We start from the raw sequence: 22,973 nt of genomic DNA, 5'->3' as shown, positions 1-22,973 counted from the left end.
CGGCATCGCGGCACTCACGGCACCTGAACGCACTCACGGCACCCGACCACGGAAAGGCTGAACGACGTGACTCCTCCGCTCCCTGAAGGGAGCGGCTTCTCGCTAAGCCGCTTCCGCAGCCTGGCGAAGGGCAAGCCCTGCCCTCAAAATGTTGACAGCCGCGTTCACGTCGGCGTGCGCGGTATGCCCGCACGCCATACACGCGAACTCGGCTTGGGTGGGGCGGTTCTCCTTCGCGCAGTGCCCGCAACGGGCGCAGGTGCGGGAGGTGTTGGCAGGGTTCACCGCGATCAGCTCTCGACCGGCGCTTTCAGCCTTGTGCGCGAGGATCGTCAGGAACACCCCCCAACCCGCGTCCAGGATCGACCTGTTCAAGCCGGACTTCTGTGCGACGTTCCGGCCAGGGGCTTCGATCGTGCCCGAGGCGCTGCGGGTCATGTTCGCGATCCGCAGGTCCTCGTGCACGATCACGTCGTAGGCGCGGACCAGGGTGAGCGCGGCCTTGTGTGCGCCGTCCAACCGCCCGCGGCGGACCGTGCCGTGCAGCGCCGCGACACGGGCGGCGGCTTTGCGGCGGCGCGTGGACCCGCGCTTCTTGCGGGCAAGGTCCCGCTGCGCCGCCGCGAGACGTCCGGCGGATGCTTCCAGGTGACGCGGGTTGGCCAGGTGCTCCCCGTCGCTGGTCGTGACCAACCAGGCCACACCCATGTCCAGGCCGACCGCAGCGCCCGTGACGGGCAGGGACATCGCGGGCACGTCAGCGCAGGACAAGACCACATACCAGCGGTCGCCTTCCCGTGTGACGCCGATCGTCTTCACCCTGCCGAGCACGGGACGGTGCCGATGGACGCGGACGTGCCCGATGCCCTGAAGGCGAACGTAGGTCGCGGTGGGGTGGTCGGGCTGGGAGTCCCACCGGCAGCCGTCACCGTCTTTCGGCCACTCCACGGTGTCGAACCAGCCGCGCCCCTTGAACCGCGGAAACCCCGGCCTGCCCCCGGCCTTGGCTCGGCGGAAGAACCCGGCGAACGCCTTGTCGAGACGGCGCAGGGTGGCCTGCTGGGAGGAGAACGACCACCGGCCCTGCCCGCCTGGGTCATCGGACCGGATGTGCGTCAGCTCCCCCGACTGATCGCCGTACCGCACCGTGACGCCTCCCTTGCGGTAGACGGTACGCCGGTGCTCCAACGCCCCGTTGTAGAGCTGCCGATGATCCTCAAGACAGGCGGCGAGCGCGATCTGCTGATGCCGGGTCGGGCGCAGCAGGAACTTATACGACCTACGCACACCCACCCCCCCACGCTCGGTAATCAGACCGCCACGCTATCGGCATGCGCCGACAAAACCCGGAAGGAACCCTGACATGCGGCCCCGGCAGGTCACTACACGATCGGGCCTTGACGGCCCTCCCGCCCCGATTCCCCCATCGCCTGAAGGCGACAGTCCCCTCGGGAGGTTCTGATGGGCAAGCACGCGGGCGTCCCCGCCGTCGAGGCGATCGGCAACCTGAGACGGGCCCAGATCCTCGCGGGAGCGGGGCTCCTCACGCTCACGCTGGTGGAGAACCTGCTGATCGACGATGAGGCGATCATCCACGTGGCCAACAACTGGCTCGCGGTCGCGCGCGAGCTGGACGGCGGCCCGAAGCGGCTCCTCGCTCTCATGCTGACGGAGTCGAGGAACACCTGGATCGCCGACGATCAGACGGCGTTCGAGGACGCCGTCGTGACGTTCCAGTCGAAGCTGGAGGTCCTGCGGGGCATGGTGACCGACACGGGCGGGCTGCTCGACGAGATCGGAGCCACGTTCCGCGACTTCGGGTGGGCGATGTTCGTGTTCTCGGCCACGCTGCTCTCCACGATGGCCTCCGCCGCGGCGCTGCGGTTCACCCCGGCGGGCGCCCAGGCACAGCTCGTCATACGCGCGCTGATCCAGATGGCCGACAAGATCCTCGCAGTGTGGGGCAAGGCGCTGCTCGCCTACCTCGGCGGCGCGGCGTACATCCTCGGCTACCTGTGGCGCAAGGACATGCAACTGCGGAACGTCGAGCCGACCGGTGTCGCCGCCATCGACTTCACGAAGGCGACGATCGACGTGGCCGGCAACCCGACCTTCCGCGAGCCGGGCAAGGCCGGGACCCTGCCGCCGTCCACCGCCGGTTTCGACTGGGTCGCCCCCAAGCGCGACGTGCCCCTGCCGTACGGGCAGTAGGCACGAAACGGAGCACGGACGCACGGAACGGAGCACGGACGAACGAACCCGGGCGGGCGCGTCAGCCGTGACAGGCGACGGACCAGCCCGTGGCCGGGTAACGGATCAGCCGGACAGGCCGCGGATCCAGGTGTAGACCTCCATCACGCCCAGCGCGAGCGGGAACAGCGCCGCGGTCAGCACGACGTCGACGATGTCCCCGGCGCGTCCCCAGAACGGGGACGGGCGGCCGGAGGGCAACCACAGGCCCAGGCTCACCGGGATCGCCGCGACCCACAGCAGCCCGATCACGATCGCGATCGCCCCGACTCCGCCCGCCCGTGTACTCAGCGTGAGCACGAGCAGGACGATCCCGGCCAGGGCGGAGACGGTCAGCCAGAGCCGCTGGGACACGCCGTGGAAGACCCGCGTCCGCATGACCAGCGTCAGCGACAACACGAAGGACATCACCGGGGCGATCCACCCATGGGCGAGCACGAGGAGCGGCTGGGCGGCGAACACGGCGACGGCGATCCCCGCGATGAGCCCGGTCGCGTAACGCCGCGCCTGCCCGGTCCGCTCCAGGATGGCCGCGCTGTCCACCCGGTCGTTGTCCGCGCGCAGTTGCTCGGCCGTGGTGGGCATGGAGGGCAGCGGCAGCCGGGCGAGCCGGAACGCCAGCGCCGGGATGAACGGGCTGCACGCCAGCAGGACCGACACGGCGACCGCGGCGACCCCGGCGGGGGGCACGTCGAACACCATCACGACGGCGGCGCTCACCGCTCCCACGACGGACGCGACGGCGGTGCCGAGGAATCCGGGCACGCCGTCGGCGACCGCCGCGCCGCCGAGCGCGGCCACGAGGGCGGTGCAGGCGAGCGCGGCGAGCAGGTGCGGCGCGCCGAGCCCCGCGAGCCCGGCCGGCCCGGCCGGGGCGAGCAGCCCGGCCAGGAACCCGTACGGCAACGCCGCGTAGCCGATCGCCGCCCCGGCGGTGGAGTCGCCCACCGCCCGGGACATCGAGGTGGCGGCGCCCAGCAGGATGACCGCGAGCACGCCCGCGACCACCGCGACCACGGCCGGCGCCGCCCCGGAGAGCGCGAGCGCCGGGGCCCCGGCGACGAGGAGCGCGCACGAGGCGCCCACCCCGAGCAGGCGGGTGTGCCTGCCGCTCCACGTGCCCCGGCCCTCCTTCACGCCGGTGGCGACCACGTCGGCCACGTCGTCGAACATCGCCGGAGGCAGTACGGACTCGCGCGGGCGGAGGTAGAGCACCTCGCCGTCGAGGACGCCCAGTGCCCCCAGGCTCTGCCCGATGTCGAAGGGGGTGCCGCCGAGCCGTTGCAGCACCCAGCCCGGCGCGGCGGCCGACTCCCCGTCCACCTCGCCGAGCGCGCGCAGCAGGCCGGGCATGACGTGCGGCAACGGGATGTCCGCGGGCAGCGCGAGATCGGCCCGCCTGTGCGGTCCGACGATCGTGACGTGGCACAGCGCTGGCAGCCGGGCGCCCGCCGCGGCAAGGGCTCCCTGTGGCATCGGCTCATGGGCGGCCAGCGAAGTCACACGTCCTCCTCGTACGGATCACCGAACAAGGCGAACATAGCGCGCCTCTTTCCCCCACTCGGATGTAAACCACATCTGGTAAGAAAAGATCCAAACGATCTGGAAGGGCGTCCAGGGTGAGCATTGTCGTCGTACGCCGTCCCGAGCGCCGTCCCAGCCCCAAACCGCCACGGGGCGAGATCCTGCTGGAGTCGCCGCCGGAGGTCCCGGAGGTGCAGCCGCCGGGCTTCGGCAACCTGCTCACCTACCTGCCGATGGGGGCGGGCGCGGCGGCCATGGGGCTGATGTTCACCGCCGGCGGGAACTCCAGCCCGATCATGTACGTATCGAGCGGCCTGTTCGCGGTGTCCATGCTCGGCATGAGCGTGAGCCAGATGGGACGCCAGGCCGGAGAGCGCAAGAACCGGATGAACGGCCAGCGCCGGGACTACTTCCGCTACCTCTCCCAGGTGCGCAAGCGGGTACGGCGGGCGGCCAAGCAGCAGCGTGAGGCCCTCGAATGGAGCGGCCCCGCCCCCGACTCCCTCTGGTGGATCGCCATGGGCCCCCGCCTGTGGGAGCGGCGGCCGCGCGACGACGACTTCGGCACCGTACGCCTGGGAACGGGCGTGCAGAAGCTCGCGATCCAGCTCATCCCGCCGGACTCCAAGCCGGTCGAGGACCTGGACGCGCTGTCGGCGGGCGCGCTGCGCAGGTTCGTCCGGGCGCACTCGACCGTGTCCAAGCTGCCCGTGGCCGTGGCCCTGCACTCCTTCGCGCGGATCAGGCTGACGGGCGACCCCGTCGCCGTGCGGGGGCTCGTCCGGGCCATGATCGCGCAGATGACGGTGTTCCACTCGCCCGACGACATGCGGATCATGGTGTGCGCGGACCAGGAGTGGATGGCCCAGTGGGAGTGGGTCAAGTGGCTGCCCCACGCGTTGCACCCGGAGCGGACCGACGCCGCCGGGCAGGTGCGGCTGATGACCGAGAACCTCTCCGAGCTGGACCGGCTCGTCGGCTCCGAGGTGAGGGAGCGCGCCAGGTTCAAGCCGGGGTCCGCCGCCGACGCCCTGCCGTACCACGTCCTGATCGTCGACAACGGGCGGGTGCCCCTGGACTCCCAGCTCGGGACCGACGCCATCCAGGGCGTCACCGTGATCGACCTCTCCGGGTCGACGGGCGCCGTCGAGGAGCAGAGCACGCTGCGGCTGGACGTCCGGCCGGAGGGCTTCTTCATGATCAAACTCGATCACGCGGGCAAGGAGAGCCGGACCAGGCTCGGCGACCCTGACAGCCTCGACTTCCTCAGAACCGAGGGCCTGGCCAGGCAACTCGCCCCACTGCGCGCATCCACGGCCTCGGGCGAGGAGACGCAGGACGTCCTCGCGGCGAACACGTCGCTCACCGACCTGCTCGGCGTCGGCGACGCCGCCCTCATCGACCCGGCGGTGACGTGGCGGCCGCGGGCGGGCCGCAACCGGCTGCGGGTGCCGATCGGGCTCGGCGCGGACGGCCGCATGGTCGAGCTCGACATCAAGGAGTCGGCTCAGGGCGGCATGGGGCCGCACGGGCTGGTGATCGGCGCCACCGGATCGGGCAAGAGCGAGCTGCTGCGCACGCTCGTGCTCGGCCTCGCCCTCACCCACTCCTCGGAGATCCTCAACTTCGTCCTCGTCGACTTCAAGGGCGGCGCCACGTTCCTCGGCCTGGAGAGCCTGTCCCACGTCTCCGCGGTCATCACCAACCTGGAGGACGAGCTGCCGCTCGTCGACCGCATGCACGACGCCCTGCACGGGGAGATGGTCCGCCGCCAGGAGTTGCTGCGCGCCGCCGGGAACTACGCCTCGCTGCGCGACTACGAGCGGGCCAGGGAGCAGGGGGCCGACCTCGCGCCCATGCCCACGCTGTTCGTCGTCCTGGACGAGTTCAGTGAGCTGCTGACGGCCAAGCCCGAGTTCATCGACCTGTTCGTCATGATCGGACGGCTCGGCCGCTCGCTCGGCGTGCACCTGCTCCTCGCCTCCCAGCGCCTGGAGGAGGGACGGCTGCGCGGCCTGGACACCCACCTGTCCTACCGGATCGGGCTCCGGACCTTCTCCGCGATGGAGAGCCGGGTCGTGCTCGGCGTGGCCGACGCCTACGAGCTGCCGTCCGCCCCCGGCAACGGGTTCCTGAAGTTCGACACCAGCGGGATGACCCGGTTCAAGGCCGCCTACGTCTCCGGGGCGTACGAGGCGGGGACGCACCACACGGCCGCGCCGGACGGGAGCGGCCCGATGCCCCGCGTGGTCGAGTACGGCCCCGCGTACACCCCGCTGCCGGAGATCGAGAAGGCACCGGACGAGCCGGACGACGACGCGGCGGCCGAAGGCGCGGCGGCCGACGGCCAGAAGGCGCAGAGCAGCCTGCTCGACGTCGTGGTCGCCAGGATGAAGGACAAGGGGCCGGCCGCCCACCGCATCTGGTTGCCGCCCCTCGGCGCTCCGCCCACCCTCACCCACCTGCTCCCGCCACTGTCGGTCACTCCCGAACTCGGGCTGTCCACCGCCGCGTGGCAGGGACGGGGACGGCTGCACGCCGTGGTGGGCATCATCGACAAGCCCTTCGAGCAGCGCCGCGACCCGTTCTGGCTGGACCTGTCCGGCGCCGCGGGTCACGTCGGCGTGGCCGGGGGCACGCAGAGCGGCAAGAGCACGGTGTTGCGCACGCTGATCACCAGCATGGCGCTCACCCACACCCCGCGCGAGGTCCAGTTCTACTGCCTGGACTTCGGCGGCGGCTCGCTCGCCTCGCTCGACGGGCTGCCGCACGTCGGCGGCGTCGCCAGCCGTCTCGACGCCGACCGGGTCCGCCGGACGGTGGCCGAGATCTCCACGCTCCTCCAGCAGCGGGAACGCGACTTCGCCGAGCGGGGGATCGACTCGATCACGGCCTACCGGCGGCAGCTGGCCGAGGGCACGATCGAAGGCGACGGCTGGGGCGACGTCTTCCTGGTGGTCGACGGCTGGCTCACCATCCGGCAGGACTTCGACACCCTCGAACCCGTCATCACCGACCTCGCCGCGCGCGGGCTCGGCTACGGCATCCACGTCGTCGCCGCCACCAACAAGTGGTCGGAGTTCCGGCCCGGCATCAGGGACCTGTTCGGCACCCGCGTCGAGCTCAAGCTCGGTGACGCGTACGAGTCGGAGATCAACCGCAAGAAGTCGCTGGCCGTGCCCGAGGGCGTGCCGGGTCGCGGCCTCACCAGGGACGGCCTGCACTTCCTGTCCGCGCTGCCCAGGATCGACGGCGTCCAGAGCGCCGAGGACCTGTCGGACGGCGTGCGCGGGCTCGTCCAGGCGGTGCGGAACGCCTGGACCGGCAGGCCGGCCCCCGCCGTACGGCTGCTGCCCGCGGTGCTGCCCGTCGAGACGCTGCCCGACATCGCGGCGACCGGGCCGGGCCGGATCCCGATCGGCATCGACGAGGGCACCCTGTCACCGGTGCTGGTCGACTTCGACGCCGACCCGCACTTCGTCGTGGCCGGCGACACCGAGAGCGGCAAGTCCAACCTGCTGCGGCTGATCGCCGAGGGCCTGGTGGCCCGGCGCACGCCGCAGGAGGCCATGATGATCGTGATCGACTACCGCAGGACGCTGCTCGACACCGCCGTGACGGACCACCGCATCGGCTACGCGGCGTCGGGGCCCGCGGCACTCGAACTGATCAACGACGCCCGCAGCGCGCTGCTCAAGCGGCTGCCCCCGGCGGACCTCACGCCGGAGCAGCTCAGGGCGCGCAACTGGTGGCGCGGCTCCGACCTCTACATCGTCGTGGAGGACTACGAGCTGGTCGCCACCTCGTCCAACCCCCTGCTGCCGCTGGCCGAACTGCTGCCACAAGCCCGCGACATCGGCCTGCACCTGGTGTTGTCCCGGGCCATGGGCGGTCTCGGCCGGGCCATGTTCGACCCCGTCATCCAGCGGGTCAAGGACATGGCCAGCCCCGCCGTCATCCTGTCCGGCAACCGGGACGAGGGCTTCCTCTTCGGCAACGTGCGGGCGCAGCCGCTCCCGCCCGGCCGCGGCCTCCATGTCGACAGGAAGTACGGCAACCGCCTGATCCAGACGGCGTTCCTCCCGCAGCAGCAGCCGCCGGAGGCCGGCTGATGGGACTTCGCCTGCCCACCGGGCTCGTCCTGGCCATGGGGCTCGTCGGCTACACCTGGCCCGCCGCCGACGAGACCAAACTCATCGAAACCGGCCGTACCTGGCTCGGCTTCGCCGACACCCTCCGCAGGCAGTCCCAGAACTCCTACGAACACGTCCGGCGGGTCGCCACGCGCAACAGCGGCCGCGACATCACCGCCATGCACGACCACTGGATCTCCGCCGACGGCCCCACCGCCCACAGCAAGGACGCCATAACCGCCACCCGGCTCATCGGCGCCGCCTGCCTCGCCGGAGCCGCCATCGTCGCCGCCCTCAAATTCGGCATCATCACGGCACTGGCCCGCCTCGCCGTACGGGTGGCCCGTGCCATCGCGACCGCCACCGTCAGCCTCGGCACCTCACTCGCCACGCTTCCGCTCTCCGTCGCGGCCACCCGCGTCGCCATCCGCGGGCTCCTGCGCGTCACGCTCAACCGCCTCAAACGGATCGTCGGAGCCCTCCTTGAACGCGCCCGCCGCCTCTTCCAGAAGATCACCCCCATGGGGTTGCGCATGCGGCTCGCCAGGCGGCCGGATCCGCTCCGCGCCGCGGCCGACCGGAGCGTGAACGTCAAGGCCATCACCCCCTCCCCGGTGTGGCGTACGGACCGGCTCATTCTCCGGCGCGCGGACGACCGGCACCCGGACGAGGTGTTCGGACCCGGCTTCCATCCGCGCAACCCCCGCAACACCGACCTGGAGTCCCACCTGCGGTTCGAGGAGTCGGCGTTCGTCAGTACCACCCGGCTGGACAACCCGATGGACATCTTCCCGACGAGATACCTGTACGACGTGGACGCGCCCGGAGGCATCGACCTCGCCCCCACCATGGGCAGCGCCCTGCGCACCGGGCACCAGCAGGAGATCGCGTTCCCCGGCGGGATCGAGGGCCGCTACATCAAAGGCGCACGGCCGTACGACGCCACGACGGAGACATTCGGGGACTACATCCCGAACCCCGGCTACCGGCCCTGATCAGACCATCCGGTCGGGAACGGCGTCGGCCGCGGCCTGCGCGCTGGCAGACTCGGCGCCTCCGTGATTTCCGGACATCGCCTCGACGGCGGTCCCCGCGTCCCTGATCCCGCCGGCGAGCGTCATGTACGCGTCCAGCGCCTCCCGCCGGATCATGGCGTAGATCGGCCCGCACATGCTTCCCAGCTCGTCGTCGCCCCAGGGATCCAACCGGCCCGCCAACTCCGTGCCGAAGATCTCGGCCTCGCGTGCCATGTTCTCTCCCACGCGCGCGAGTCCCTCGCCCGCGGCGCGCAGGTCCGTGTGGGAGACCTCGATCCCGCCCGGTTCACTCATGCTCCGTTCTCCTCCTCACCGGCACGGCGCTGGATCAGCGCTCTCATGAACGGGCCGTCCATCCGGCGCTGCGCGTCGGCGATCCCGGCCATGATCTCACTCACTCCTGGTCTCGTTGAGATGGCCCCACGGAATGCCCGCGGCGTCGAGAGCCTGCCGTACGTCCGAGGGCGGCGGGCTCTCGAACATGACGTGCTCGATGTCCGTGACCGCCACGCCCCCGTGGATCTGCGCTTCCACGTACGCCCTCTCCCAGAACGACGGGTGGGCGTAGTCGCGCCCGGTCCCCCGCAACGTCGGCGCGATGTACGGCATGTCCGCGTTATGTGGAAACGCACCGAAAGATTCGGCACGAGGATCGGTCAGCGGGCTGGGCATCGTGCCTTCGCGCTCCTTGAGCGAGTCGCCCATGCACACGGTCGTCCGTGCCCGGACCTCGGGCCTGAGGGTGACCTGGGCGTCACCGTAGTGCTCGATGCGTCCGCCCTGGACCGCGTACCTGTTGGCGCCGGAATCGGCCAGAACGTTGACAAAGCCATAGATCGGCCGGGTGTGCGCCGGGGAATCCATGGGATATCCGAACCACATCTGCTCGAAGCCGGCCCGTATCGACGGATAGTACACACCCCTCGATCGTCCGACCTCGAACTGCGATTTGAACCGGCCGTCTTCGAGCACCTTCAGGAGGTTCTCGGCCGAGATGCGCACCGCCACCGGCCTGTCGTCCAGAAGTTGCACCAGCTCGGCCCGCATGATCTCCGCAACCGCGTCCACCGACAGTCCCGCCTCCTCCGCGACGAGTTCGATGCTCTTCCGCACCTCCGCGTGGTGCTCATAGAAGGCACGCTCTCCCTCATCGGGGACAAGCCTTGCCATCTGGTCGAGGAGGTCGTTGAGCTGGAACGAAAGAGCGTCGGCCTCCTGCTGCCTGCCCAACTGGACGAGCAGATCACGCTCGGCCGTCTTCTCGACGATGGCCGCGAAGCCGTCGGCGATCGCCGCATCCGGCGCTTCGCGCACGAGCGGTCCCGGTCGACCCTCTCCACCCATGCCCCGGGCGCCGGGCGCGCCGGCGTCGACGCCGGCACCGGTCGCGGACGAGTCCGCCGGATCGCTGTGTGGCGCCTGGTCGGTTCCGCTCCTCGGCCCCGCTCCGTCCTCGCCGAGCGGGCGATTTATCAGTGAGTCGATGTCCGGGCGAGCAGTGGGCATCGAAGAGGTGTCAGCGTGATCAGAAGGCCGTGGATCGGCGCTCCTCGGCCCGCCGGACGGCGCGTCCGCACGCCCCTGCCGCTGGGCGGCGGTACGCGACACCGCCACTCCGTCGCCGCCGGTCTCGGCGACCGGCCGCACGGCACCCTGCGGCCGTGTGGCCGCTCCTTCCGGTCGAGCCGACTCGCCCGGCGGCCTGCCCGCGTCATTCCCGGGACGGGAGGTGCCGGCGTCCGGGCTGGTCGCGCTCTCCGGCCGGGACGTGCCGGGCCCCGCCGGGCCCTCATCCGACACGGCGTGCGCCAGGGAGGTGGCGCCCGAACCATCGGTCGGCGGATGCTCGAGCATCCGCCCCGACGGCTCACCCGACGCCCGTACGGCCGGATCCACCATCGGAACCGCCGACGCGTCGGACGTCAGCCCCGGCGAATGGCGACTCGGGTCGGCCATCGGGCCGGCCGACGGATCGGACACCCCCTCGGAGAAACGGGGCGTGGAGGGAGACGACCTCCAGGAGGGGTCCCAGCCGGCCCAGTGCGCGTCGGCGCCTCCGAGTACGCCCGCCGTACCGCCCTTGAGCACCGTCTCCCAGTCGAACTGGCCCGAGATGCCCAGCGACACCGCCGTGGCCGCCGCGTTGGCCATGCCGGACTGCCCCATCAAGCCCCATACCGACTTGCTGGAGGCCGCCAGGACCTTCTCGAACATCGACATCTCGGCCGGGGTCATCCCCAGCCGCAGACCAGGGGTCGCGAGCCGTGACAAGAAGCCCGACGTGGCGGTGAGGAACGCCCCGGTCAACGCGCCCGTCCCGGCCGACGCGAGGACCTGATCCCAGTCCACCTCGTCGCGGCGGGACTGGGTCGCCTGCACGGCCAGGTCCATCCCGCCCACCAGCCCCCCGAAGATCGCGATGTTGATGAGCAGCCGCCGGGCGATCTGGGCGACGGTCAGTCGGGCCAGGACGACCCGTGAGCCGATCAGCGCGAAGGAGATGCCGCCCCATGGTCCCATCGCCGCCGCGAGCAGCCACGCGAGTTGCGCGACGAAGAGGCAGACCGAGACCTCGATCATCCGCTTGGTGTACTGGACCTGCACACCGAGCCGGTTGAACTCGATCGCGGCGGCCACCAGACGCTGGACGAGATCCGCCTCGCGACCTCCGTACACCTGCCTGACGTGCGCGGCGAACGCCTTGAGGGCCTCGCCGTCCCACTCCGGCGGGTTCGCCCCGACGCCTCCCCTGGATCGTCCTGCCGGGCCACCGTTCACCACCAGCCGGGCGGCCGCGGCGCACGCGTCCGCGAGCCGGAAGCATCCGGACTCGTCCCCTTCGGGCCAGTCCATCCCGACAATCCATCCCACCCATGGTCTGGCCCAGTCAGGGACGATCAACCTGTCGAATCCCACGCCGGGTCACACGTCGCCCTCGTTGGCCCGCTCGGCCGCCGCGTAGGTGGCGGCGTTCGCCCGGAGACGCTCGCCGACGGCCCGCGCCTGCCGCTGGAGTTCCACCCAGCGCACGTAGTAGCCGTTTCCGGGCGTCGTCACACCTCTCCCTTCGGAGGCAGATCGATGGGCTGGGGCAGGAACGACGCGAAGTCCACACCGTCCCCGAAGAGTTCCTCGTACGGCAGGCCCTCCGGCAGGAGCGGAGCCATGAGCTCCTGGGTCCGCTCCGCGATCTCGGCCGTTCCCTTCCCGATCAGCTCCATGATCGAATGCGACAGCTCGGACGGCGAGAGCTTGCGGTAGACCCGGGGATCGAACTCGATGTTCCGTACCTGACCGCGTGAACCGATCGTCACGGTGACCATCCCGTCCTCCGAGCGGGAGGTCGCCGTCAGTTCGTTCAGGCTGCCGTACGTCTCACGGAGCCGCGCGGCCTGCATGTTGTATTCCTGGGCGAGTCCCTCGATCATCGCCTGGTACTCGTCACTCATCGGCGATCACTCCCGGCGCGGCCGAGGCTGACCAGGGATCGTCCACTCCGCACTCGCCACTTATCGATCACCCACAAAAGGTGGCATCACTCCGAAATCCCCGTCAACGACGGCAGCCACCGATCCTGACAGCCGAGGTCGCGATGTGACATGCTCGGCCACCGCGATCACCCCGCGGATGCCGGAACCGGTCCTGGAACGGTCTCGGCAACGGATACGGTTTCGCCGGACAGGAACAATTACGCATCACGGTTCGTCCTCAAGGGCGAAGGAGGCTTACGCCGTGACCATCACCCATCCGCTGGGCCGCGTGGGGGCCGCCGTTGCGGCGCTGCTCGTCGGCCTGTTCGCGTTGTTCGCCTGGAGTCCGGCGGCCCACGCCGCGGCTCCCCCAGACGTCAGCACGGTCCTGGCCGGCTGGAAGAGCAATGATCCGCTCTTCGTCCAGGACGGGGCTCCCCTGTCGTCCGGCGACCAGTCCGGCATCCGTGACGCGCTGAAGAACGCGGACACCAAGATCTACGCCGTCGCCCTGCCCGACGGGACGATCACCACCAACCAGGAGGCGGGCACCTACATCACCTCCCTGGGCCAGGCCCTCGCGAACGCGGGCCGGCCGAAGGCCACCGTCGCCGTCATCGACGGGACCACGCTCTTCGCCGGGTCGAGCGCCCTGGGCCGCAAGACGTCGGGGCTCGCCGGCCAGATCGCCAGGAAGGCCACGGAGAACAACCCGGGCAAGCCCGTCGAGGTCATGCAGGACTTCGCCAACCGGATCGACGCGGCAGCGTCCGGCGACCGCAAGGCGCTCGACGACGGCAGCGCCGCCGGCGGGGTCGGCGGTGGCGGTGGCACCGGCCTGCTGGTCATCCTCGGCATCGCCGTCGTCGGAGGTGGCGGTTTGTGGATCTTCGCCCGCAGGGCCAAGCGGAAGCGCGAGGAGAAGGAGGCCGCCGAGCTGGCGGCCGTCAAGCAGACGGTCGAGGAGGACGTCACCAAGTTCGGTGAGGAGATCACCGCGCTGGACATCGACGTGAAGATGCTGCCGCAGTCCGAGACCTCGGCCGACTGGCAGCGGGCCCTCGACTCCTACGAGCGCGCCAAGAACGAGCTGGCCGCCACCAAGCGGGCCGAGGAACTGCGCACGGTGACCGCGACGCTGGAGGACGGGCGGTACGCCCTGGCCTGCGTCAAGGCCCGTGTGAACAAGCAGCCCCTCCCCGAGCGGCTGCCCCCGTGCTTCTTCAACCCGCAGCACGGCCCGTCCGCGCGTAACGTCAACTGGGCTCCTCCCGGCGGCGCGCCGCGCGAGGTCCCGGCCTGCGCGGCGGACGCCGAGGCGGTCGAGCGCGGCTTCGACCCGCAGATGCGCGAGGTCATGGTGAACGGCGAGCGCCGTCCCTACTGGGACGCCGGCCCCGCCTACCAGCCCTACGCCTACGGCTACTACGGCGGTTTCGGCGGCGGCGACATGCTGACCGGCATGCTCGTCGGCACCATGCTCGGCAGCGCCTTCGGCGGCTTCGGCCACGGCGGTTACGGCCACGGCTACGCGGACGGCGTCGCGGCCGGCGGCGACTCCGGCGGAGACTGGGGCGGCGGTGGCGGCGACTTCGGTGGCGGCGGAGACTGGGGCGGCGGCGGTGACTGGGGTGGCGGTGGCGACTTCGGTGGCGGCGACTTCGGTGGCGGCGGCGACTGGTGACCCGCACCCCCACGTGCTGATCGATTCCTGATCGACGGCCGGGGCATGGCTTCTCAGGTGACCTCGCACCCAGTGGGTGCGGGGTCACCGCCTTTTCCGGCACTTTGGGGCGATGCCGGGGGAGATCAGGGACACCGCCTACCATCGTCGCGAGAGACTTAGGGGGCGTTTCTTCAGCTTTGTGAGGAGGCTCCGTTGCGTCGCTCCCGAGCGTTGGCCGTCACGTTGGCGGCCTCCGCCGTGTCGTTCCCCGTCCTGCTGGGCCCGGCAGGCGTACCGGCCGCGGCACGCGCCAGGGCCTGCACCCCGGGCAGTGGGCCGGACCTGCGCGGCGAGGACCTCGCCGACGCCGACGATCTCCCCCGCAACCTGCGCTGCGCCGACCTCACCGGAGCCACGCTCAACGGCGCCGACCTCACGCACCGGGATCTCACCGGGGCGATCCTCCGCGACGCGTCCCTGCAGGGGGCCACGCTGAGTCTCGCCCACGCCGACGGCGCGGACCTGCGGGGCGCGGATTTCACCGGTGCCGACCTCGGCCAGTTCCGTGCCAAGCGGGTGAAACTGCGCGGGGCGCTCCTCATCGGCGTCTACGCGGAGCAGGCGGAGTTCCCCCGTTCCGACTTCACCGGCGCGATCCTCAGCGGGGCGGTGCTGACCCAGGCGGACCTCACCGGGAGCACGTTCGCCTCCGCCGATCTCACCAAGGCCACCATGGGGCAGGTGAAGGCGCGCGGGGCCGATTTCACCCGGGCCACGATGCGCGGCACCAGGCTCGGCCAGGCCCATCTGGAGCGCGCGGTGTTCACGTCCGCCGATCTCAACCGGGCGGTGCTGACCCAGGCGTCGCTGGACGGTGCCGACCTGAACGGGGCGAACGTCAACGGCGCCACCTTCGGGCAGGCGCGCGACCTCGATCTCACCGGATCACGCGGGACGCCCGCCGATGTTCCCGCCGACGCCCTCTCGCCCTCGCCCACGGAGGCCGACAGGACGCCCGAGGCCGCTCAGGAGGCCGCGCACAGAGCCATCGCCAACGATCCCGTACGGACCGCGGCCGGGCTGCTCCTGGTCGTCCTCAGCGGCATCGGGCTCGGCCTCACGCTGCTCTTCTGGGGGCTCTCCCACCGGCGCAGGAAGCGCGACCTCGCCGCCTTCGAGAAGGAACGCGTCGCGGTCATGGACGACCTCACGCGGTTCGGGGACGAGATCGACACCGTCGACGCCGAGATGAAGTCCGGGCGGATCGACGGCGCGCCCGGCGAGTGGCGCGCCGCGCTCGACGCGTACGAGGCCGCCAGGCACGTGCTCACGGTGGCGCGCACGCCGTACGAGCTGCAGGGGGCGGCGTCAGCCGTACAGCACGGCAGGGCGTCGCTGCACCGGGTCAGGACGCTGCTGTCAGATCACGGTGGTCAGCGGTGACATGAGCCGGCGGGCCGCCTCGGTGATCGATCCGGACAGCGAGGGGTAGACGGCGAACGTCTGCGCGAGCTGGTCGACCGTCAGCCGGTGCTGCACCGCCACCGACAGGGCGAGGACGAGCTCGGACGCGCGGGACGCCACGATGACGCCGCCGAGCACGATGCCGGTGTTCGGGCGGCAGAAGAGCTTGACGAAACCGTCGTTGAAGCCCTGCATCTTAGCCCGGGCGTTGGTGGCCAGCGGCAGCTTGACGACGTTGGCCTCGATCTCCCCGGACTCGATCTGCCGCTGCGACACGCCGACGGCCGCGATCTCGGGATCGGTGAAGATGTTGGAGGCGACGGTGGCCAGGCGGATCGGCTGTACGGCCTCGCCCAGGGCGTGCCACACGGCGATCCGGCCCTGCATGGCGGCGACGGAGGCCAGCATGAGCACGCCGGTGCAGTCGCCCGCCGCGTAGACACCGGGCGCGGAGGTCCTGGAGACCTTGTCGACCTCGACGAACCCGCCCCGGTCGAGCCGGACGCCGGCCTCCTCCAGGCCGATGCCCGAGGTGTTGGGGATCATGCCGACGGTCATCAGGCAGTGGCTGCCCTCGGCGGTCCTGCCGTCCTCCAGCGTGACGACCACGCCGTGCTCGGTGCGCTTGACCGACGCGGCCCGGGACCGGCCCATGACGTTCATCCCACGCCGCCGGTAGACCTCTTCGAGCACCTCGGCCGCGTCGGCGTCCTCGTTCGGCATCATCCGGTCGCGGGAGGAGACCAGGGTCACCTCGGAACCGAGCGATCGATAGGCGCCGGCGAACTCGGCCCCGGTGACGCCGGACCCGACCACGATCAGGTGCTCGGGCATCTCCTGCAGCTCGTAGATCTGCCGCCAGGTGAGGATGCGCTCCCCGTCCGGCTCGGCGCCGGGCAGCACGCGCGGGTACGCGCCGGTCGCGACGATGACCACGTCGGCCCGGATCGTCCGGTCACCGGCGCGGACGACCTGCGGGTCCACGAGCCGGCCCTTCGCCCGGATGACCTCCACGCCCTCGGCGGCGAGCCGCGCGGCGATGTCCGCCGACTGCGCCTGCGCCAGCTCCTTGACCCGCTTGTTCACGAGGGGCATCTCGACCATGATGCCGCCGATGTCGCCGTCCGTCCCCCCGTCGAAGTGAACGCCCACGGAGGCCGCGTCCAGCAGCGCCTGTTTACGGACAGAGGTGGCGATCAGCGTCTTGGACGGCACGCAGTCGGTGAGCACGCACGCGCCCCCGGGCCCTTCCTGTTCGACGACGGTGACCTGCGCCCCCAATTGGGCGGCGACCAGGGCCGCCTCGTACCCGCCGGGGCCACCACCGATGATCACGATCCTTGTCACGTGCCCTATTCTCCCGCATCATCCCGCTCGTCGCAGATGAGGGGGACATGTAAGGGTCTGACTACGGGGATTCCCCGCGAGTTGGCGGGTCGTGCGTCATGGCCGTCCGGGGACGCGCCTCGTGGTTTAGGCTTCGTGCCGTGCCTGTCTACGCCGCCTACAGCAGCAACATGGACCCCAAGCAGATGGCTGAGCGCGCCCCGCATTCACCCATGCGCGGCACCGGATGGCTGTCGGGCTGGCGGCTGACCTTCGGCGGGGAGGACGTCGCCTGGGAGGGCGCGCTCGCCACCATCGTCGAGGATTCCGACGACCAGATCTTCGTCGTCCTGTACGACGTTCCGGAGTGGGACGAGGCGTCGCTCGACCAGTGGACCGGCACAGAGCTGGGCTTCTACCGCAAGGTGCGAGTCCGCGTCGCGACGCTCGACGGCGACGTGCTGGCCTGGACCTACGTCCTCGACTCCTACGAGGGCGGCCTGCCGTCGGCCCGCCACCTCGGCATCATCGCGGACGCGGCGGAGAAGGCCGGGGCGCCGGACGACTACGTCAAGCACCTGCGGACCCGCCCCTGCAAGTCGCTGGGCGACTGACGGCGCCTTTCGCGACGAGCGTCGCCGCCGGCGTCCCGTCGGGGCCATTAGAAAGAGTCCTTTACTATCAGTGCGCGCCGACTTATCGTGACGGTGAACGTCGACGGGGGCGACACAACTGACGTGCCGGCGGGCCGCTCCGCCCGGCACGCGGCGACCCCTCGGAGGCGTCGATGAAGGTCTACGGAGGGCGGCGCGGACTCGCGGCCCTGCTCCTCGCCCTGAGCGCCGGTGTGGCGGCCGCCGGGAGCACCGTGCTCGCGATCGGACCGGCGGAGGCCGCACCCACGCCCGTGCCGTTCGGCTCGGTCCTCCCCGCCGTCGCCGGCTCGACCTCCACGCCCGGCGTCACGTACGACATCGGCGCCGCGACCACCATCTACACCGAACCCGGCTCGGCCGCCGCCGCGTCCATCGGCGGCTACCTCGCCGCGCTCCTGCGCCCCTCCACCGGCCATCCGCTTCCCGTCACCGCCGCGTCCGTCCCCTCCCCGTCCGACGGGATCTCGCTGCTCCTGTCCGGCGCGCCGAGCACCGTCGGGAACGAGGGTTACCAGATGGAGGTGACGGCCACCTCGATCGTCGTGCGCGCCAACCGACCGGCCGGCCTGTTCGCCGGGGTGCAGACACTGCGCCAACTGCTGCCGGCCGCGGTCGAGAGCACGACGGTGCGACCCGGCCCGTGGACCGTCGCCGGCGGAAAGATCGTCGACTATCCGCGATTCGCCTATCGCGGCGCCATGCTCGACGTCGCCCGGCATTTCTTCCCGGTGGCGACCGTCAAGCGCTACATCGACGAGATCGCGCCATACAAGATCAACCATCTGCACCTGCACCTGTCCGACGACCAGGGATGGCGCATCGCCGTCGACGGCTGGCCCAACCTCGCGACCTACGGCGGGAGCACGGCCGTCGGCGGCGGCCCCGGCGGGTACTACACCAAGGCCGACTACCAGCAGATCGTCGACTACGCCGCGTCGCGGTACATCACGATCGTCCCCGAGATCGACATGCCGGGGCACACCAACGCCGCCCTGGCCTCGTACGCCGAGCTCAACTGCGACGGCGTCGCGCCGCCCCTCTACACGGGGACGGACGTCGGATTCAGCTCGCTGTGCACCTCGAAGGAGATCACCTACACCTTCGTCGACCAGGTCGTCGGAGAGCTCGCCGCACTGACACCCGGGCCGTACGTGCACATCGGAGGCGACGAGACCCAGTCCACGCAGCCGGCGGACTACGCCGCGTTCATCAACCGGGTGCAGCGGATCGTCTCGGCGTACGGCAAGACCGTCATCGGCTGGCACGACGTCGTCAACGCCACACCCCCGGCCTCGACCGTGGCCCAGTTCTGGGGCACCACCACGCGGAACGCGGCCGTGACGAGCGCCGCCCAGCGCGGCGTCAAGGTCATCATGTCCCCGGCGGGCCGCACCTACCTCGACATGAAGTACAACTCCCGTACTCCCATCGGCCAGAAGTGGGCCGGCCTCATCGAGGTCAGGGACGCCTACGGCTGGAACCCGGGGGCGTACCTGAACGGCGTCGGCGAGTCCTCCGTCCTGGGCGTCGAGGCGCCGCTGTGGACCGAGACCATCCAGAGCCTGTCCGACATCGAGTACATGGCCTTCCCGAGGCTGCCGGCGATCGCGGAACTGGGCTGGTCGCCGTACAGCACGCACGACTGGAAGGCGTTCGGTCAACGTCTCGGCGCGCAGGGCCCCCGCTGGCGCGTCATGGGCCTGAACTACTACCGCTCCGCCCAGGTGACCTGGCCGGCGGGTTCGTAGGCACCCCCGCGAACCGGCCCGGCCACGTCTCCTCGCCTACCTGAACCACCCCGCCAGGTGTCAGCGAGAAGGAGTCCGTTCCATGCCCGTTTCCCGCAAGCATCCCCGGCTGCTCCTGTCCCGATTATTCGTGATCCTGCTCATGGCGTTCGCCATGGGAGTCGTCGACGCCGGCGGCGCGACGGCCGCCACCCTCGGCTCGACCGAGCTGACGACGGGGTGGGCGCTACGGTCGGCCGCCAACGTCACCGACACCGGCGCGACCATCTCCCAGGTCGGTTACAGCACCGCCTCGGGCTGGAACCCGGTCACGCTTCCCTCGACCGTGCTGGCCGGCTTGACCGCCAACAACGTCTACCAGAACATCTATTTCGGGACGAACCTCAAGTCGGTCCCGGACCTGACGGGGCAGAAGTGGTGGTTCCGCGGCGAGTTCCCCGCCGCGGCGACGACTCCCGGCCAGGTCTACCGGCTCCGCTTCAAGGGGATCAGCTACCGGGCCCAGATCTGGCTGAACGGGACGCAGCTCGACGCGGGCGCCGTGGGCTCGATGGTGGCCCACGAATACGACGTCACCGGCCTGATCAACCCGGGGGCGGCGAACGCGCTGGCCATCCTCGTGACACCGCCCGTCCACGACTGCAAGGACCTGTCCTTCTGCACGGTGGACTGGAATCCCGAAGCCCCCGACATGAACGCCGGCCTGTGGGGCAGGACGCTGCTCGACACGACCGGCCCCGTCGCGCTGCGCGACCCCTACGTCAGGACCGTCCTGCCGCTGCCCGCGACGAACTCGGCCGACCTGACCGTCTACGTCGACGCCGTCAACGCCACGAACGCGCCGGTCACGACCACCGTCAGCGGAACGATCTCGAAACCGGGCCATCCGACGATCTCCGTGAGTCAGAACGTCACGCTCAACGCGGGTGAACGGCGGGAGATCGCCTTCACCCCGGCGGCCTATCCGCAACTGCACGTCACCGACCCGGCCCTGTGGTGGCCGTACCAGTTCGGCAGCCCGGAGCTGTACCGGCTCGCGATCTCCGCGGCCACCGGCGGAGCGACCTCGGACACCAAGTCGATCGACTTCGGCATCCGGCAGTTCACCGACTACCGGACCACCGTCAACGGCACCTCGTTCGCCGGCTACAAGGTCAACGGCCAGAACATCATGTTCCGCGGCGGCGGTTACGTGTGGGACATGCTGCAGCGCTGGGACACCAGGACGAACGCGGCGCACATCCAGTACGTCAAGGACATGGGGCTCAACACGATCCGCCTGGAGGGCACCCTCGGCAACGAGGAGCTCTACGACCTGGCCGACAAGGCGGGCATCATGCTCATGCCCGGGTTCGTCTGCTGCAGCGCCTGGGAGAACGACAGCGGCTGGTCCGCCGAGCAGGCGCAGGTGGCCGTCGCTTCCCTGGACAGCCAGATGCGGGCCCTGCGCGCCCACGCGAGCACCTTCCTGTGGACGTACGGCAGCGACCAGCCGCCGACGGCGGCGCACCTGACGGCCTACAAGAACGTCGCCACCGCGCTGCACTGGCAGAACCCCACCCTCGACAACGTCGCCACCTGGTCCAACGCCAACGCCGGGATGAAGATGGACGGCCCGTACGTATGGGAGCCGCCGGTTCTGTGGTGGGACACCACCAGGGCCGGGAGCGCCTTCGGCACCACGGGCGAGGAGGGCACCGAGTCCCCGCCGCCGCTGGAGAGCCTGCGGAGGTTCCTCGCCCCGGCCGACCTGTGGCCGATCGGAACCGCCTTCAACTACCACGCGGGCAAGCCGGGCAGCGTCTTCGACACCATCGCCCCGTTCACCAACGGCGTCAGCAAGCGGTACGGCACCGCCACGAGCGCGGCCGACTACTCGAAGAAGTCGGAGCTGCAGAACTACGAGACCACCCGGTCCTTCTTCGAGGCGTGGAACGCGCACCAGCACACCCAGTCCTTCGGCACCATCTTCTGGATGCTCAACAGCGCCTGGCCGTCGGTCCACTGGAACCTGTACGACTACTACTTCAAGCCGGGCGGCGGGTACTTCGGCAGCAAGAAGGCCAACGAACCCGTGCACATCAGCTACGACTACGCCACCAGGAAGGTGTTCGTCGTCAACTCCACGCTCGCGGCGCGCAGCGGCCTGACGGCGACCGCCACCGTGTACAACATCCCGGACCTGTCCCAGAAGTACACGACCCAGGCGACGGTCACCGCGAGCGCCAACGCCTCCACGCAGGCACTGACCCTTCCCGCGATCACCGGCCTGTCGACGACCTACTTCGTCCGCCTCCGGCTCACGGACTCGGTGGGCGCGACGGTCAGCGACAACCTCTACTGGTACTCGACCCAGGCCGACACGCTGGGCAACAAGAGCAACTGGTACCAGACGACCGTCAAGACGTACGCCAACCTCACCGGCCTGAACAGCCTGGCCGCGAACCCCGACGTGACCGCGACCGCCACCCGGACCGTGTCCGCCGGAAAGGAGACGGCCACCATCACGATCAGGAACACCAGCACGACCGCCGTCGCGTTCTTCCTCCGGCCCGAGATCACCGCCGGAAACGGCGGCGACGAGGTCGTGCCCGTCACCTACACCGACAACTACCTCTCGCTCTGGCCGGGTGAATCCACCACGATCACCGCCGCGTATCAGACGGACGATCTGGGCGGCCAGGCGCCCTACCTGCGGGTGAGGGGCCACAACGTCCCCACCGCCTCGATCCCGCTTCCCTGATGACCACGGTGGAGGTCCCTTCTCGTGAGGGGCCTCCACCGCCGCCGAAGGTCGTGGTTTGGAGAACATCGCCGAAGTCCGGCCCGCGGATTCTGGCAGGTGACGTGGCAAGCGAGGTTCGTCCGCTTCTGTACGCTCGGTGAACGTGACCAACGACGCTTACGAACTGGCGGCAGAGGCCGCGGCCACCCTCAAGAACCTCACCGGCATCGAGTCCTTCGACGTCGCCCTCGTCATGGGGTCGGGCTGGGTCCCGGCCGCGGACGCGATCGGCGAGACCATCACCGAGTTCCCGGTGACGAAGTTGCCCGGATTCGCCCCGCCCGCCGTCGCCGGGCACGCGGGCACGATCCGCGCCGTCACGACGGCGTCGGGGCTGAACGCCCTGATCCTCCTCGGTCGTACGCACCTCTACGAGGGCCGCGGCGTCGAGCCGGTCGTGCACGGCGTCCGTACGGCTGTCGCGGCCGGGGCGCGCACCGTGGTCCTGACGAACGCCGCGGGCGGCCTGCGCCCCGAGACCCAGAACGTGGGCGACCCCGTCCTGATCAGCGATCACATCAACATGACCGGGGCCAACCCGATCACCGGCGCCACCTTCGTCGACCTCACCTCGGTCTACTCGCCGCGGCTGCGCGACCTCGCCCGCGAGGTGGACCCGTCCCTCGCCGAGGGCGTCTACGTCGCCTTCCGCGGCCCGACGTACGAGACCCCGGCGGAGATCCGGATGCTGCGCACGCTCGGCGGCGACCTGGTCGGCATGTCGACGGTGCTCGAGGCCATCGCGGCACGGGAGGCCGGGGCGGACGTGCTCGGCATCTCCCTGGTGACCAACCCGGGCGCCGGTCTGGTGGGCGAGCCGCTGAACCACGAGGAGGTCCTCGAGGTCGGCCGCGCCACCGCCGCCCGGATGGGCGTGCTGCTCGCCAAGGTCGTCGACAAGCTGTAGGGGCCCC

16 protein-coding genes are annotated in these 22,973 nt (G+C 70.6%); 9 read left to right on the top strand and 7 right to left on the bottom strand.

Going from position 1 to position 22,973, the window contains the following annotated elements; genetic code table 11:
- Positions 1-102: 102 nt before the first annotated feature.
- Positions 103-1,287 (bottom strand): RNA-guided endonuclease InsQ/TnpB family protein, encoded by a 1,185-nt coding sequence (locus tag AB0I59_RS01570; RefSeq protein WP_358128954.1) that lies wholly within the window; start codon positions 1,285-1,287, stop codon positions 103-105.
- Positions 1,288-1,461: 174 nt separating this feature from the next.
- Between AB0I59_RS01570 and AB0I59_RS01565 the strand changes: the two genes are divergently transcribed.
- Entirely contained in the window at positions 1,462-2,211 is a 750-nt protein-coding gene (locus AB0I59_RS01565; protein ID WP_358128951.1) for a hypothetical protein, read from the top strand.
- Between the two features lie 105 nt (positions 2,212-2,316).
- On the opposite strand, the gene eccD is transcribed toward AB0I59_RS01565, so the two are convergent.
- Positions 2,317-3,753: a type VII secretion integral membrane protein EccD gene (eccD, locus tag AB0I59_RS01560; RefSeq protein WP_358128948.1), complete on the bottom strand. Its 1,437-nt coding sequence runs from the start codon at positions 3,751-3,753 to the stop codon at positions 2,317-2,319.
- 116 nt (positions 3,754-3,869) lie between these two features.
- Between eccD and eccCa the strand changes: the two genes are divergently transcribed.
- Positions 3,870-7,886, top strand: a complete 4,017-nt coding sequence (gene eccCa / locus AB0I59_RS01555) for a type VII secretion protein EccCa (protein WP_061253357.1) — start codon at positions 3,870-3,872, stop codon at positions 7,884-7,886.
- Positions 7,886-8,902, top strand: a complete 1,017-nt coding sequence (locus tag AB0I59_RS01550; RefSeq protein ID WP_358128945.1) for a scabin-related ADP-ribosyltransferase — start codon at positions 7,886-7,888, stop codon at positions 8,900-8,902. The genes eccCa and AB0I59_RS01550 overlap by 1 nt, the downstream gene beginning before the upstream one ends.
- On the opposite strand, the gene AB0I59_RS01545 is transcribed toward AB0I59_RS01550, so the two are convergent.
- From AB0I59_RS01545 to AB0I59_RS01530, 4 genes are all read right to left on the bottom strand, one after another.
- Positions 8,903-9,238: a hypothetical protein gene (locus tag AB0I59_RS01545; protein ID WP_358128942.1), complete on the bottom strand. Its 336-nt coding sequence runs from the start codon at positions 9,236-9,238 to the stop codon at positions 8,903-8,905.
- Between the two features lie 96 nt (positions 9,239-9,334).
- Complete coding sequence (locus AB0I59_RS01540) at positions 9,335-11,815, bottom strand: WXG100-like domain-containing protein (protein WP_494410545.1); 2,481 nt, start codon at positions 11,813-11,815, stop codon at positions 9,335-9,337.
- Between the two features lie 51 nt (positions 11,816-11,866).
- Positions 11,867-12,001 carry a hypothetical protein gene (locus AB0I59_RS01535; protein ID WP_358128936.1) on the bottom strand — a complete coding sequence of 45 codons (135 nt, stop codon included), beginning with the start codon at positions 11,999-12,001 and terminating at the stop codon, positions 11,867-11,869.
- Positions 11,998-12,393, bottom strand: coding sequence for a YbaB/EbfC family nucleoid-associated protein (locus AB0I59_RS01530; RefSeq protein WP_061253353.1), 396 nt, complete (start codon positions 12,391-12,393; stop codon positions 11,998-12,000). Before AB0I59_RS01530 ends, AB0I59_RS01535 begins: the two co-directional genes overlap by 4 nt.
- A gap of 283 nt (positions 12,394-12,676) precedes the next feature.
- Between AB0I59_RS01530 and AB0I59_RS01525 the strand changes: the two genes are divergently transcribed.
- Positions 12,677-14,098 (top strand): hypothetical protein, encoded by a 1,422-nt coding sequence (locus AB0I59_RS01525; protein ID WP_358128933.1) that lies wholly within the window; start codon positions 12,677-12,679, stop codon positions 14,096-14,098.
- Between the two features lie 195 nt (positions 14,099-14,293).
- Positions 14,294-15,523: a pentapeptide repeat-containing protein gene (locus tag AB0I59_RS01520; RefSeq protein WP_082776550.1), complete on the top strand. Its 1,230-nt coding sequence runs from the start codon at positions 14,294-14,296 to the stop codon at positions 15,521-15,523.
- Here the strand turns inward: AB0I59_RS01520 and AB0I59_RS01515 are convergent.
- Positions 15,500-16,891, bottom strand: coding sequence for an NAD(P)H-quinone dehydrogenase (locus AB0I59_RS01515; protein WP_061253350.1), 1,392 nt, complete (start codon positions 16,889-16,891; stop codon positions 15,500-15,502). The two genes, AB0I59_RS01520 and AB0I59_RS01515, sit on opposite strands and share 24 nt — an antisense overlap.
- A 140-nt stretch (positions 16,892-17,031) precedes the next feature.
- Between AB0I59_RS01515 and AB0I59_RS01510 the strand changes: the two genes are divergently transcribed.
- The 4 genes from AB0I59_RS01510 (at position 17,032) to AB0I59_RS01495 (ending at position 22,966) form a co-directional block, all read left to right on the top strand.
- A complete protein-coding gene (locus tag AB0I59_RS01510; RefSeq protein ID WP_061253349.1) occupies positions 17,032-17,484 on the top strand; it encodes a gamma-glutamylcyclotransferase family protein in 453 nt (150 codons plus the stop codon).
- A 173-nt stretch (positions 17,485-17,657) separates the two neighbouring features.
- Positions 17,658-19,274 carry a beta-N-acetylhexosaminidase gene (locus AB0I59_RS01505; RefSeq protein ID WP_061253348.1) on the top strand — a complete coding sequence of 539 codons (1,617 nt, stop codon included), beginning with the start codon at positions 17,658-17,660 and terminating at the stop codon, positions 19,272-19,274.
- A gap of 82 nt (positions 19,275-19,356) precedes the next feature.
- The gene (locus AB0I59_RS01500) at positions 19,357-22,017 is read left to right on the top strand and encodes a glycoside hydrolase family 2 protein (RefSeq protein ID WP_358128928.1); all 2,661 of its coding nucleotides are present in this window, start codon (positions 19,357-19,359) and stop codon (positions 22,015-22,017) included.
- 145 nt (positions 22,018-22,162) lie between these two features.
- Positions 22,163-22,966, top strand: a complete 804-nt coding sequence (locus tag AB0I59_RS01495; RefSeq protein ID WP_358128925.1) for a purine-nucleoside phosphorylase — start codon at positions 22,163-22,165, stop codon at positions 22,964-22,966.
- Positions 22,967-22,973 lie beyond the last annotated feature (7 nt).

The organism is Microtetraspora glauca (assembly GCF_040656155.1).
Lineage (GTDB): Bacteria > Actinomycetota > Actinomycetes > Streptosporangiales > Streptosporangiaceae > Microtetraspora > Microtetraspora glauca.
Note: the sequence above shows the minus strand (reverse complement) of the source record. Positions and strands in the feature narration are given on the sequence as shown.